The organism is Streptomyces sp. NPDC051664 (assembly GCF_044453545.1).
In the GTDB taxonomy this organism is placed as follows: domain Bacteria; phylum Actinomycetota; class Actinomycetes; order Streptomycetales; family Streptomycetaceae; genus Streptomyces.
In genome coordinates, this window is record NZ_JBITCU010000017.1 from 1 (window position 1) to 12,717 (window position 12,717).

At 69.0% G+C, this 12,717-nt stretch carries 11 protein-coding genes and 4 pseudogenes; 10 read left to right on the forward strand and 5 right to left on the reverse strand.

Features of this window, described 5'->3' with window-relative positions; genetic code table 11:
- Window positions 1-404: 404 nt before the first annotated feature.
- Window positions 405-1,721 carry an ice-binding family protein gene (locus ACIA8E_RS27070; RefSeq protein ID WP_399301909.1) on the forward strand — a complete coding sequence of 439 codons (1,317 nt, stop codon included), beginning with the start codon at window positions 405-407 and terminating at the stop codon, window positions 1,719-1,721.
- Window positions 1,722-1,864: 143 nt separating this feature from the next.
- Here the strand turns inward: ACIA8E_RS27070 and ACIA8E_RS27075 are convergent.
- Window positions 1,865-2,296, reverse strand: a pseudogene (locus ACIA8E_RS27075) (IS5 family transposase); the annotation flags it as partial.
- A gap of 571 nt (window positions 2,297-2,867) precedes the next feature.
- On the opposite strand from ACIA8E_RS27075, the gene ACIA8E_RS27080 reads away from it, so the two are divergent.
- The 4 genes from ACIA8E_RS27080 (at window position 2,868) to ACIA8E_RS27095 (ending at window position 4,821) form a co-directional block, all read left to right on the forward strand.
- Window positions 2,868-3,260: an STAS domain-containing protein gene (locus ACIA8E_RS27080; RefSeq protein ID WP_399301910.1), complete on the forward strand. Its 393-nt coding sequence runs from the start codon at window positions 2,868-2,870 to the stop codon at window positions 3,258-3,260.
- Between the two features lie 63 nt (window positions 3,261-3,323).
- Window positions 3,324-3,665: a hypothetical protein gene (locus ACIA8E_RS27085; protein WP_399301911.1), complete on the forward strand. Its 342-nt coding sequence runs from the start codon at window positions 3,324-3,326 to the stop codon at window positions 3,663-3,665.
- Between the two features lie 194 nt (window positions 3,666-3,859).
- Complete coding sequence (locus ACIA8E_RS27090; protein WP_399301912.1) at window positions 3,860-4,048, forward strand: hypothetical protein; 189 nt, start codon at window positions 3,860-3,862, stop codon at window positions 4,046-4,048.
- A 5-nt stretch (window positions 4,049-4,053) separates the two neighbouring features.
- Window positions 4,054-4,821 (forward strand): GAF domain-containing protein, encoded by a 768-nt coding sequence (locus tag ACIA8E_RS27095; RefSeq protein WP_399301913.1) that lies wholly within the window; start codon window positions 4,054-4,056, stop codon window positions 4,819-4,821.
- Here the strand turns inward: ACIA8E_RS27095 and ACIA8E_RS27100 are convergent.
- Window positions 4,800-5,003: pseudogene (locus ACIA8E_RS27100) on the reverse strand (transposase family protein); the annotation flags it as partial. The gene ACIA8E_RS27095 and the pseudogene ACIA8E_RS27100 overlap by 22 nt on opposite strands.
- A 513-nt stretch (window positions 5,004-5,516) precedes the next feature.
- On the opposite strand from ACIA8E_RS27100, the pseudogene ACIA8E_RS27105 reads away from it, so the two are divergent.
- Window positions 5,517-5,792 (forward strand): annotated as a pseudogene (locus ACIA8E_RS27105) (helix-turn-helix domain-containing protein); the annotation flags it as partial.
- A gap of 73 nt (window positions 5,793-5,865) precedes the next feature.
- Entirely contained in the window at window positions 5,866-6,078 is a 213-nt protein-coding gene (locus tag ACIA8E_RS27110) for a hypothetical protein (RefSeq protein WP_399302023.1), read from the forward strand.
- 301 nt (window positions 6,079-6,379) lie between these two features.
- On the opposite strand, the gene ACIA8E_RS27115 is transcribed toward ACIA8E_RS27110, so the two are convergent.
- Window positions 6,380-6,451: a putative leader peptide gene (locus ACIA8E_RS27115; protein ID WP_399302016.1), complete on the reverse strand. Its 72-nt coding sequence runs from the start codon at window positions 6,449-6,451 to the stop codon at window positions 6,380-6,382.
- A 100-nt stretch (window positions 6,452-6,551) separates the two neighbouring features.
- Window positions 6,552-7,757, reverse strand: coding sequence for an ROK family protein (locus ACIA8E_RS27120; protein WP_399301914.1), 1,206 nt, complete (start codon window positions 7,755-7,757; stop codon window positions 6,552-6,554).
- A 537-nt stretch (window positions 7,758-8,294) separates the two neighbouring features.
- Here ACIA8E_RS27120 and ACIA8E_RS27125 point away from each other — a divergent pair.
- The 3 genes and pseudogenes from ACIA8E_RS27125 to ACIA8E_RS27135 all read left to right on the forward strand — a co-directional run bounded on the left by ACIA8E_RS27125 (window position 8,295) and on the right by ACIA8E_RS27135 (window position 11,253).
- Complete coding sequence (locus ACIA8E_RS27125; RefSeq protein ID WP_399301915.1) at window positions 8,295-9,254, forward strand: TauD/TfdA dioxygenase family protein; 960 nt, start codon at window positions 8,295-8,297, stop codon at window positions 9,252-9,254.
- Window positions 9,251-10,717, forward strand: a pseudogene (locus ACIA8E_RS27130) (sulfatase-like hydrolase/transferase). The gene ACIA8E_RS27125 and the pseudogene ACIA8E_RS27130 overlap by 4 nt, the downstream one beginning before the upstream one ends.
- Before the next feature lie 362 nt (window positions 10,718-11,079).
- On the forward strand, window positions 11,080-11,253 hold the full coding sequence (locus ACIA8E_RS27135; protein ID WP_399301916.1) for a hypothetical protein: 174 nt from the start codon (window positions 11,080-11,082) through the stop codon (window positions 11,251-11,253).
- Window positions 11,254-11,588: 335 nt separating this feature from the next.
- Here the strand turns inward: ACIA8E_RS27135 and ACIA8E_RS27140 are convergent, their stop codons facing one another.
- A complete protein-coding gene (locus ACIA8E_RS27140) occupies window positions 11,589-12,716 on the reverse strand; it encodes an LLM class flavin-dependent oxidoreductase (protein ID WP_399301917.1) in 1,128 nt (375 codons plus the stop codon).
- Window position 12,717 lies beyond the last annotated feature (1 nt).

The window sequence follows — 12,717 nt, forward strand, 5'->3', positions numbered from 1 at the left end:
TCATACATCCGTCGAAACGGACACTTCGAGTAACCCATTCGGGTGGCATGGCCACAAGGGCCCTGACAAGATGCCAGCCATTCAGTCGAGCGCTCGGTGGGTACATACGGAGCGTTAGCGGCGCACGCACGAATAGCTGTTAGTACTATCCGTGGAGCTGGGATTGAGCGGCCCGCCCCATGACACAGCAGCTCGGCGACCTCAACCCTGTCCGCCCCGGCGCCTTGCTCTCACCGGTCCCCAACCGCCGCGCTCTCCCCTTTCGGGTGAAATGGCGCCCTGGCCATGGCCAAGGCCTCTCGTCAGTGGGCTACTTCGAGTAACGAACAGCTGTGATGGTCGACGGGACAAGGCGGCCCGAAGTGCTCCGTGTCCGTCGACGCGATGGACTCAAGGAGTCCCCTATGGCGGTCTCACCGAACCAGGGATCCACCGGCGGCGGCGACGCAGTGACCCTCACCGGCAGTCACTTCACCGGCACCACCGCCGTGCGCTACGGCTCCCGCCAGGCTGCAAGCTTCATGGTCGTCAGCGACAGCACCAACGCCACCATCACCCCCTCCGGTCACGGTGCCGTCCCGGTCTCCGTCACAACCGTCGGCGGAACGGGCATTGTGGGCAGCTTCTACTACCTGCCGCCGCCCTCCTTCCGCATCGACCCGCCTCCCGCGGGCCCTCTGGGAGGCGGCAATACGGTGATCTTCACCGGCCTCGGCCTCTCCACCACGAGCGAGGTCAGATTCGGTACGCAGACCGCCGTGTTCACCGTCGACTCCGACGGCCAGCTCACCGTGACCGTCCCAGCGGCGGCCGCCGCAGGTCCGGTCGGGGTCACCGTGACCACCAGGGGCGGAATCGCCAGCGGAGTCACCTACACCTATCTCAACTCGCCTTCCATCACTGCCGTCACCCTCGACTCGGGACCGGTGGACGGCGGCAACCTCGTCGTCATCACCGGGACCGCGTTCTCCTACACCACCAGCGTCACCTTCGACGGCACACCCGCCCTCTCCTACCGGGTCGCCTCGGACACCGAGATCGACGCCCTGGTACCAGCAGGAGCACTCGGCTCGGCCGATGTCTCCGTCACCACCCTCGGCGGCACCACCACCGCCTCGGACGCCTACACCTACCTGGGACGCTTCGCGGTCCTGGGCGGAGCGTCGGTCACCAACACCGGTCTCTCGAGCGTCACCGGAGACCTCGGAGTAAGCCCCGGAGTGTCCATCACCGGATTCCCGCCCGGCCAGGTCAACGGAACCATCCACAACTCGGATGCCGCCGCCGTCGCAGCTCATGCCGACCTGATCACGACATACGACAACGCCGCCGGCCAGATCCCGGATGCCGGCATCTCCGGAGACCTCGGCGGCGTGACGCTCACTCCCGGCGTCTACAACGCGGCCTCCTCCATCGGGCTCACCGGCACGCTCACACTGGATGCCCAGGGGGACCGCAACGCCGACTGGATCTTCCAGATCGGATCGACCCTGACAACTGCAACCGCGAGCCACGTGCTCCTCATCAATGGCGCCACAGCCAGGAACGTCATCTGGCTGATCGGTAGTTCAGCCACTCTGGGCACCGACACCGACTTCGCAGGAAGGGTGCTGGCCCAGATTTCGATCACCGTGAACGCCGGCGTGACGGTCAACGGCCAGACCCTGGCCATCGACGGCTCCGTAACTCTGGACACCAACACCATCACCCGCCCCTGGTGAGCCAAACCGCCAAACCAGCCCGCCCCCACATCAATTCTTGCAAGCTCGTTACAGAGACCAGAGGTGAGTCCGGCGCACTGTCTCTTGGATCAAGTTCGGAGCCAGATGGTGAGGGCTGCGAGGGTGACGGTTCCGAGGAAGACCTAGGCGCGTTTCTCGTAGCCGGTGGCGACGGCCCGGAAGCCCTTCAACCGGTTGATGGCGCGTTCGACGGTGTTGCGTTTCTTGTAGCGTTCGCTGTCGAAGCCTGTGGGCCGGCCGCCGCGGGAACCACGATTGTGGCGATGCGTCTGTTGGTCGAGGCGTTCGGGGATGGTGTGCCGGATTCCGCGTTGCCGCAGGTAGCGGCGGTTCTTGCGGGAGGTGTAGACCTTGTCCGCCATGAGGTGGTCGGGCCGGCTGCGGGGCCGCCCGACCCCGGTGCGGGGCACACAGATCTTCTCCAGCGCGGCCTCGAGCTGGGGGCCGTCGCCGTACTGCCCCGGTGTCAGGAGGAAGCTGAGGGGCCTGCAGCGCCCATCGGCGAAGAGGTGGATCTTTGTCGTGAAGCCGCCCCGGGTACGTCCCAGGCTTTCGCCGATCTGACCACCTCCTCCAAGCGGGCGGTCAGTTTCCGCAATACCGGTCGCGCTTCCCGCAAGCCCAGAATTTCTGCCTCCGGACCGCATCAAGACTGAGCGGTCGTGCGACCATGTCTGAGGTTCGGCGGGCGCCGCGTTCGGCTTGACCGTGATGACCGGTGCTCCAGACCGCATGCAGAAGACGTCTCCGTGGTTCCTCCCCGCTCAAATAAGTCCCGTGCCGTACGCCGGAGGAAGGTGCCGCAGGGTCGGTGGACGGCGGTGGCCGAGGAACGGCTGCCGGGGGATGGGCGCGAGGGCTATGCTGCGATGGACGTCCCAGACCCCGGCGTGACCCAATGCTGTTGGCGTGGCGGTGCCTGCGGGGGTAGATCGTTCGTCTGGATCACCACAGGCCCACCTTCGAGGCGAAGCCGGTCGGGTTCACAGCCCTGCAACAGGGTTGCTATCCGTCGCTCTTGCCTGACCTGTAGAGGCGTCCGACCACGCGGAATACGTGCCAGGCGTAGCCGAAATTCCAGGCCCGCCCAGCGCTGCACCAGGTGGTCATAAGAACTGAGGCACTATGCCTGTTCTGTCGAGCTTGAACATCCACCGGCACGACCGGGGAAGCCACGCGACCATCACCCTGTCAGGTGAACTCGACCTGCAGACGGCACGCTCCGTGCGCGTGGTGATCGAGAACTGCCTGGGAGACGGAATCCGTACGGTCGACATCGACCTGACCCTCCTCACCTTCTGCGATGTCAGCGGCCTCAATGCCTTCCTGGTCGCATCTCGGCTCACCACCACGGCCGGGGGGTCGCTGTGTCTGCGCCACCCGAGTCAGATGCTGACCCGCCTCCTGGATCTGACCGCCACCGGCTTCCTCCTCTACGACCGGCCATTGGTACCCGCGGCGTGTGCCGCCGTCGTGGACGACCTGGCCGCCGGGCGTCCCACACCGCTGGCCTTGTGACCGGGCCCGGAAGCATGACCAAGAGCCCGCCGGCGCCGACGGCACGGGACAAGGTGGTGGTGGGTGATCAGTGACCGCATGGTCTGGGTTCTGCGTCTGCTGCAATCCGACGACGGCTCCGGCCAGATCCCCGATGTCACCGCGGTCGGCACCGGCGCAATGGGCGTGGACGGCCTCGCAGTCTCCCTGGTCATCGAGGGCGACCTCACCGAGCTCCTGTGGTGCTCGGACTCAGCGACGCGCCGCCTCGAAGACCTTCAGCTCACCCTCGGGAAGGGCCCCGGGCCCGACGCGGCCCGTACCGGCGCGATGCTGCGGGTGCCCGACCTGGCCGACGTGCGTCTCGCGCGCTGGCCCGCGCTGGCCATGGAGGCCCCCGCCCTGCCGGCCCGGGCGGTCTTCTGATTCCCATGGGGATGGGCGTGATCCGCACAGGCGTTCTGGCCGTCATACGCCGCGCCCCCGGGGCCCGCTGACCGCGCAACAGGCAGACGACGCGCTGATCCTGGCCGCCGCGCTAACCGCCCGGTGCCTGGGCAGCGGCGAGTCACGCGTCTGGGCCGACCCCGGCCGGCTCCCCGCCCACCCTGCAGCACGCCGTGATCCACCAGGCGACGGGCACGGTCAGCGTCCAACTCTCCCTGCCCCAGGCCCTGCTGCGGCTGCGCGCGCATACCTACAGCAGTGGGCGCTCCATCACCGCCATCTCCCAGGACGTGGTGGACCGGCGACTCCGCCTGGACCACAACGGTAACGGCATGCCCCCGACCGTCGTAGACAAGGACTGATCGACATGCCCCGCGAACAACGGCTCACCGAAGTCTTCGTGGAAGTCGCAGACTCCCTCACCGACGACTTCGACCTCATCGACTTCCTCCAGCAGCTCTCGGTGCGCTGCATGGAACTGCTGGACGTGGCGGCGGTCGGCATCCTGCTGTCCGACCAGCACGACATCCTGCAGACCATCGCCGCCTCCGACGAACACACCCGGCTGCTGGAGCTCTTCGCCCTGCAGCACGACCAAGGCCCCTGCGTGGAGTGCTACAAGAGCGGCCAGGCCCGCACCAACATCAACCTCACCGATCCGAAGTCCACGGAGAGCTGGCCGCAGTTCGCCACCCGCGCCCACGACACCGGCTTCGTGGCCACCAACGCACTCCCGCTACGGCTACGCGGCCGCGTCATCGGCGCACTCGCCCTGTTCCAGACCGACCCCGACCCTCTCAGTGATCAGGACATCACCCTCGCTCAGGCCCTGGCAGACATCGCGACCATCGCCATCCTGCAGCAACGCACCCTGGACCTCAGCCACATCGAGCGTGCCCAACTCCAGTACGCGCTCACCAGCCGCATCGTCCTGGAACAGGTCAAGGGCATCCTCGCGGAACGCTGGCACATCTCACTCGACGACGCGTTCACCGCCTTCCGCTCCTACGCCCGCGCCCACCAACGTCAGCTCGCACAGCTCGCCCGCGAGATCGCCGACGGCGACTTCGACACCACCCTGATCCCCCACCCGTCCACTCGCCACCCAAGCGGTCCGAACCCGGCGGCGAGCTGAGCGTAGGTGTCGCCGCAGCGCAGGTGGGCCAGGACCAGCAGGGCCTGCCGGCCCGGCGTGAGCCGCCGCCAACGCGTGCCGATCCCGTGCCGGTGCGCGGACCGCTCGCGCGAAAGGCGCCGCAGGCTCGCGGTGGACAGATCGATCGCCGACGGTGGACAAGCAAACGAAGCTCCTGGCAGACGCGGGTGATCTCGGTCGAGAACCCGTCCACCAGGAGTTTCGCCAGTTCGTACAGCCCACCAACTGCCCACCAGCACCATCAGGTTGGAAAAGGCTCACTCCCTCAGGCTGGTCGCCATTGGTCATCCTTCGCCGCTGCCGATCGGCTTTGGACGCCCAGAGACGACCCGGCATATGAGCCGAGCCGCCACATAGTGCACGTTCTGAAATCATCACGAAACATGGCCAACCCGGAGCAGACGGGCGTAGAGTCTTGCGAGGGCCCGCGCGCGAAGTGTGCAAGACGCTGAATTTCGCGACGCGATGGGGTGGACGGCGTTCCCTACGCCCCTAGTGTCCTGCGCCAGTAGTTGATCGTTAGTTGGTATGTGACTTCTACTGCTGGTGCGTCAGTTCCTCGTCGGGGCCCGAAGCTGGAACCGTTGCTGCTGTCCGTGGAGGAGCGGGCGGAGTTGGAGCGGTGGACGCGTCGGGCGACATCGGCTCAGGCGCTGGCGCTGCGGGCGCGGATTGTGCTGGCGTGTGCGGGGCCGGAGGTGCCGCCGATTGTCGCGGTCGCCCGGGATTTGCGGGTGGCCGCGGACACGGTCCGCAAATGGCGACGGCGGTTCATCGCCGAGCGGCTGGACGGGCTGGTGGACGAGCTCCGGCCGGGCCGGCCACCCACCATCAGCGTCGATCAGGTGGAAGCTGTGGTGGTCACCACGTCGGAACAACTGCCGAAGAACGCCACCCACTGGTCGCGCACGTCGATGGCCCAGCACAGTGGTCTGTCGAAGTCGACCGTGGGCAGGATCTGGCGCAGGTTCCATCAGCCGGTGCTGGAAGGACTGCCCGCTCTGCGAGAACAGCAAGCTGGGCGTGAAGTCGCTGTTGACGGCGACGCTGAGAATGCCGCCGCGCTTCGGGGTGGCGCTCTTGGGAGCGGACGAGGTCTCCGAGACCGCCGAGCGGCAGCCCGCCAGACCCAGTCCGAGAAGCAGGGAGCCGCCGCCTGCGGCGCGCAGCGTGGAGCGCCGGGACGGTCCGGCGGGCATGGAGGGGTACAGCTCGGTCATCGAAGCCTGCCTGTGACGGTGAGGGATGGTGAAGGTGGGGCGGGCGCGCTGCTCATTGATTCCGCTGCGGTAGGAATTGAAGGAGAAGGCCGTGGCCGTACAGCGCTGCGAGCCACAGCTCCCAGGGCGTACGGATCAGCACGAGCGGCGTCAGAAGCTGCCCGTCGGAAGGGGAGAGAGACCGGGCCGGCGGATCAGGCCGGAACGCGGTACGCAGACTCGGGGCTACGGCCTCGGCCGGGAGAGTCGCTCAGGAGGTGCCGTGTCAGCGATGAGCCGCGGACGCCCCGGCGGGGCCATGGGGCGAAGGGTCCGGGTCAGTTGTGGACAGCACAGACCGCGCTGGCCTGTCGACAGAGGTCGACGTGCCCGCGGGAGACGAGGCGCATGTCCGAGTTCACGGGAGCAATATGACAGTGGCTTCGCCGGGCGGTCAACCTGGTATGTCCCAATCCCGGTACGAAACCCCTTCACGCCCCTTACGCGCGGCTACCGGTCGAACGTCGCCAAAGGGTGTCTGAACAGCGGGTTCAGGAGAATTGTGCCCGCCGCGACGGGCAGAACCGTCGTCCCGGCATGCGGACTGACGATCCGTTCGGGGTCCCGGCAGACGTGGGACAGATCGACCGCCGCGCCCCGGATCTCCTCAAGGTAATCCGGATTGAGCATGCTGGAGTGCTCGGTGACCACGACCAGATCGGGGTTGAGGACGTCGAGCATCAGGGCCGTCGCCCGGCCGACCGCGCGGGCCCGCTCGCGCAGCAGCCGGTCCGCACGCCGGTCCCCGGCCGCCGCCGCGTCCACCACCAGGAACACATCGGGGTCGGGCACGATCCCGCGCCGCACGGCGGTCAGCGCGACGGCCGTGTCGGAGGCCGTCGCCTCCAGGCAGCCTGACCGCCCGCATGGGCAGGTGACCGTGGAGTCCGGTACGGGCAGATGCGCCACGTCCCCCGCACCTGACCCCGGCCCCTGGTGGACCACCCCGGCGATGCCCAGGGCCGCGTCAACCACATTGCCGACGAAGAGATGGACCAGGCTGCGGCGCGCCGCGGGCCGGCCGAAGAGGATCTCGGACTGCGCGATGGCCCGGGCGTGATTGTCGATCCGCACCTCAAGTCCGCCCAGGCCACGGGCGAGTTCGGCGGCGAGCGGCCGCTGGTGCCAGCCCAGCGCGTCGTGCCGCACGACCGTCCCCAGGCCGGAATCCACCCAGCCGCCGAGGGCAGCGCCTACTCCCAGCAACCGACGGCCTCTCCCGGCGTCGGCGAGAAACGCGCGCAGTCCGTGGAGGATCTGGCGCGACAGATCCCCGGAGGCGATGCCGTCATGCGGGAGCGTGCGGCGGGCCAGCAGCCGGCCGCGCAGGTCCAACAGGCCGAACGTCGATCCGGGCACGCCGATGTGGACACCGCCTGCCACCGGGCCTCCGGGCTCCCCGGTGTGCAGGTCGACCGGGATCTGAGGTCTGCCCACACCACTGCTCTCCACCAGTTCGGGCAGTTCTCGCACGAGTCCGACGCGGACCAGGTCGGTGCACTGACGCGAGACGGCGGCCGGGCTGAGACCGGAGAGTGCAGCGATCGTCATGCGGGCGACAGGCCCGTGATCGAGCACTGTGCGCAGCACTGTGGCGGCGTTGGCCTCGCGCCGGCCGTCACCGGTCGTCCGGGGGATGTGGGGGGCGGCTGTCATGGGGCCTTCCTTCGGTTCTGCGTCGCGGCGGCGGTCGCAACGTTACGGCGGCATGAAATCGCCCCGGGGCTCCCGCCCGGTTTCGGGACAGGGTGCGTGACCCGTACAGGATCACAGGGAAAGCCGCTGATCAGATGGGGTTTGACGGTGCGTTTGCGCACAGGTCCCGGCCTTGCGCAAGCGCCGATTCAACCACTGTCGGGCGCCGCCGGGGAGCGGATGTGCGCTTGACGTCCGCTGCGGGGCGCTGGAACTCTCCAAGGCATGTTCGTGACGGCCGTTCCCGATGCGCGGCCCGCCCACGCCGGCCGCCCCGCAATGCCGCAGGCGTGTCCGGGCCGCTGTACCGCTGCCTGACCGGCCGCTCCGGCCGCATGGGCCCCGCACTCCCGGCGACTCCACCCCGCCCCACGACTTCACCGTTTCACACAGCACTTCGTACCGTCCGCGTCCGCTCTCGGGCGCCCCGCTCGACTCAATTACTTCCTCTCCAAGATTAATCAATGAGCGATCTTGGCTTCCGAAGGGAATCCCGCCATGTCCTCGGCAACCACCGCCTCCACCGTCACCGTCCAGAAGGTCGGCGGCCAACTCGGCGCCGTCATCTCCGGGGTGCGCCTCGGCGGCGACCTCGACCCCGAGACCGTCGCAGCCGTCCGGGCCGCGCTGCTGGCCCACAAGGTCGTCTTCTTCCGTGCCCAGGACCACCTGGACGAGGACAGCCACGAGGCGTTCGGACGGCTCCTCGGTACCCCGGTCGCCCACCCGACCGTCCCGTCCGCCGACGGCCGCTACGCGCTCGGCATCGACTCCGACCACGGTGGCCGGGCCAACCAGTGGCACACCGACGTCACCTTCGTGCCCGCCTACCCGGCATTCTCCATCCTGCGAGCCGTGACCATTCCGCCGTACGGCGGCAACACCCTGTGGTCCAACACCGCTGCCGCCTATGCCGAGTTGCCCGAGCAGCTGCGCACCCTGGCCGACAGCCTGCGGGCCGTCCACTCCAACGACTACGACTACGCGGCCCTGCGCCCGAACGCCCTGCCCGAGGCGCTCGCCCAGTACCGGGAGGTATTCACCTCGACGAAGTTCCTCACCGAGCACCCGGTGGTGCGTGTCCACCCCGAGACCGGCGAACGCATCCTGCTCCTCGGCAACTTCGTCCAGCGCATCAGCGGACTTACGGGCCGCGACTCCCGCACCCTCCTCGACCTGTTCCAGTCCCACATCGAGCGGCCGGAGAACACCGTGCGCTGGCAGTGGCAGACCGGCGACGTCGCCATCTGGGACAACCGCGCCACCCAGCACTACGGCGTGGACGACTCCGACACCCACGAGCGCAAGCTCCGCCGCGTCACCATCGACGGCGACGTCCCGGTCGGTGTGGACGGCCGCTCCTCCACCCTCATCAGTCCCGAAAAGGTACCCGACCCCGCCTTCGGTATCGCTTCCGGCGCCTCGGCAACGCCGGTGGCGGAGAAGGCCGGCATATGACCGGGTCCGCCCCGCACCGTGAGGCACCCGCCCCGGCCGGCGGGGCCCCGGCGTCGCCCGCCGGGGCGGCCCCGCAGGTGATCGTGGTCCTCACCGACCAGCAGCGCTGGGACACGACCGGTGCGCACGGCAACCGGGCGGGGGTGACTCCCGAATTCGACCGGATCGCCCGCGAAGGCACTCTGTTCGAGCAGGCGATCACCCCGAACCCGGTCTGCGCCCCAGCGCGTTCGGCCCTGCAGACCGGCCGCTTCCCCACCGCGACGGGCGTGTTCCGCAACGGGCTGCCGCTCCCGCAGGACATCCCCACTCTCGCCGGGGCGTTCGCCGCTGCCGGGTACGCGACCGGCTACATCGGCAAATGGCATCTGGCGGGCGAGGACGGCCCCGTGCCGACCGGCCGCCGGGGCGGCTATGGGAAGTGGCTCGCCTCGGACCGACTCGAATTCACCTCGGACGCCTACCGCACGGTGGTGTACGACGAGGACGGCGAGCCGGTCCGGCTTCCCGGCTAGCGCTCCGACGCGCTGATCGACGCGGCGATCCGGTTCGTGGCCGACCACCACGACCGACCGTACCTGCTCTTCCTCTCCCTGCTGGAACCGCACCATCAGAACCCCACAGACGACTACCCGGCCCCCGCGGGATACCGCGAGCGCTACGAGGGCACCTGGCTGCCGCCGGACCTGGCCGCGCTCGCTCCGGGCGCCCCGCAAGGCGGTGCTCACCGCCATCTCGCCGGGTACCTCGGCCAGATCAAGCGGGTCGACGAGGGAGTGGGACGGCTACGCGACGCCCTACGGAGCCTCGGGACCGAGGACAACACGGTGCTGGCGTGGACGGCGGATCACGGTTCCCACTTCCGTACCCGTAACAGTGAGTACAAACGCTCGGCCCATGAGGCATCCGTCCGCGTGCCGCTCGCGCTCACCGGGCCCGGGTTCACCGGCGGCGGGCTCGTCCGGGAACCGGTCGGCACGGTGGACCTGATGCCCACGCTGCTGGCAGCTGCGGGCATCGCCGTACCGGACGGCGTGCAGGGCCGCTCCCTGCTTCCGCTGACCGGCGGAGGCCGTGATCCCGGTCGGCCCGGCTCCGCGTTCGTCCAGATCAGCGAAGACCGGGTGGGCCGCGCGGTACGCACCTCCCGGTGGAAGTACGCGGTGGAGGCACCGGGGGCGGACGCCTGGAACGAGCCGGACGCGGACCGCTATGCGGAAACCGAACTGTACGACCTGGCGGCCGACCCCTACGAGCTGGACAACCTGGCCGGACTCACCTCGCACCGAGCGGTCGCCGACGAGCTGCGCAGGGAACTGCTGGAGTGGCTGGAGCGGATCGAGGACGCGAAGCCCGAGATCGCACGTGCCGCCCCACGCCAGGCCGGCCAGCGCCGCACGGAGTCGTTCCCGGCGGAAGCGCCGTGGGAAGGCGTACGGTTCGGCCACCGCCCCGGCCCCTGACGGCACTGACCGTGACCGGCCCCGGCCCGTCTCCGCCAGGTCGTTTCGTTTGGTGCGTCCGCCGGGTGTTGGGAACCCTGCCCCCATTGTCGGTGCGAGCTGCGTGCGCCTGGTCGGGCTGCTGCCTGAGCTGGCCCAGCATCACGGCTCATACCTCGAAGAGGGCTGCTGAACCGCAAACTGCGCCGAAGCGCACGAACGAAGGCAGGCGAGACGTCCCCCATTCGGCCCGTAGTGGTTGCAGGTGCGTGTCGTTGGAGGTGGGCTGTCAGTGCGCCTGGCGATAGTCGCCGGCGCAGGAGCGGCCCCGCCGAACGGGCGGGACAAGCCCCCACCGATCCACACGAGATTTGGAGATTCCCATGCCCTACCGCAAGGGACAGCACGTGGAGTACCGGGACCACCAGGACGAGCTTCAGCGGGGCGAGATCCGGAGTTCGGAGGGCAGCGGGGCGCAGGCTCGCTACGCCGTCCAGAACGAGGCGACCATGCGCGAAGACAAGGTCAGCGAGAACCAGATCGAGCGGGAGCTGTAGTAACCGGCCCTGCCGACTCGGCCGCCGTTGCACCGAACCAAAGTGCAACGGCGGCTGCTCGTGTTTCGCCGCCTGACACTCCCGACCCGAACACGGCTCAGAATCCGCCCTGCTCATCACAGGCGGGGCGTCGCCGCGGTCGGTCTGCGTGAAACCCTGGACGCGGTGGTGTGACCACGTTTCCTGCCACGTCCAGGGTGTGGAACCGGTGTGGCGCACCGCCGACCTCGGCCCCCGGTGGCCGCGGGAGACGATGATCAGCTCGATAACCTTCTCGCCGAGACTTCAGAAGTGGTATCGAGCCCCCGGCCCGATGCTGACCCGGCCGGCACGGCTCAGCGGCGTTTCCATTCCTCGGCCAGAAGCTCGTAGGACCGCACCCGGTCGGCATGGCCGTGGGTGATGGTGGTAATGAGCAACTCGTCGGCTCCGGTGGCCTCCTGGAGTCGTTCGAGGTGGTCGGCGACGCGCCCGGGGGATCCGACGAACTGGGTGTCGACGCGGTCGGCGACCAGCTCCCGGTCGGCGTCGGCCCAAGGGTGGGCGCGGGCTTGTTCCGGAGTGGGGAACTCGATGGCGCCCTCGGCCGTGCGGATGCTGCGGACCCACAGGCCGTAGCCGGCAGCGAGTTCGCGAGCCGTCGCGTCGTCCTCGGCGACCACGACATCGGCAGAGACGCTGACGTAGGGCTTGGCGAGTTCCTCGGAGGGCTGGAACGCAGCGCGGTACCCGTCGGCCGCCTCCAGTACGGTGGCCGGGCTGACGTGGTAGTTCGCGGCGAAACGCAGGCCGTTGCGTCCCGCGACGTCGGCGCTCAGTCCGCCGCTGCTGCCCAGGATCCACACCTGTACGTCGGCGCCCTCACCGGGGACGGCGTGCGCCTCGACGCCGTCCGCGGACCGGTAAGTACCCCGCAGGAGCGCGAGGATGTCGTCGATCTGGTCACCGTACTCCTGAGCTCTGGCGCCCGGTTGGTACAGCAGCAGCTGCTGGAGCGCGATCCGGGGTGAGCCCAGCAGGTGTTCGAAGGAGAACCTCGGCGGGATCCTCAGCCCGTTGAGGGCGCGTCCGTCGACGACGGAGGTCGTGGTCGGCAAGGACCCGCCCTTGCGCTCGGGGGGACGTCCGCCCGAGCGGCCGAGGCCCAGATCGAGCCGCCCGGGGTGCAGGGCGTCGACGAGGCCGAATTCCTCGACGGTGGACAGCGCGGTGCGGTGACCCAGCTGCACGGCCCCGGAGCCGATCCTGATCGTCGAGGTCGCGGAGGCGGTCAGGGCGAGCGCGACGGCAGGTGAGGTGCCGGCTACGCCCGGGTTGAGGTGGTGCTCGGCGAACCAGTAACGGGCGTAGCCGAATCGTTCGGTCTGCTGGGCGAGGTCGATGGTGTTACGCAACGCCTCGGTGGCCGTGGAGCCGGACGAGATCGGTATGAGGTCGAGGACCCCGAGGGGGATGCTGGGCATG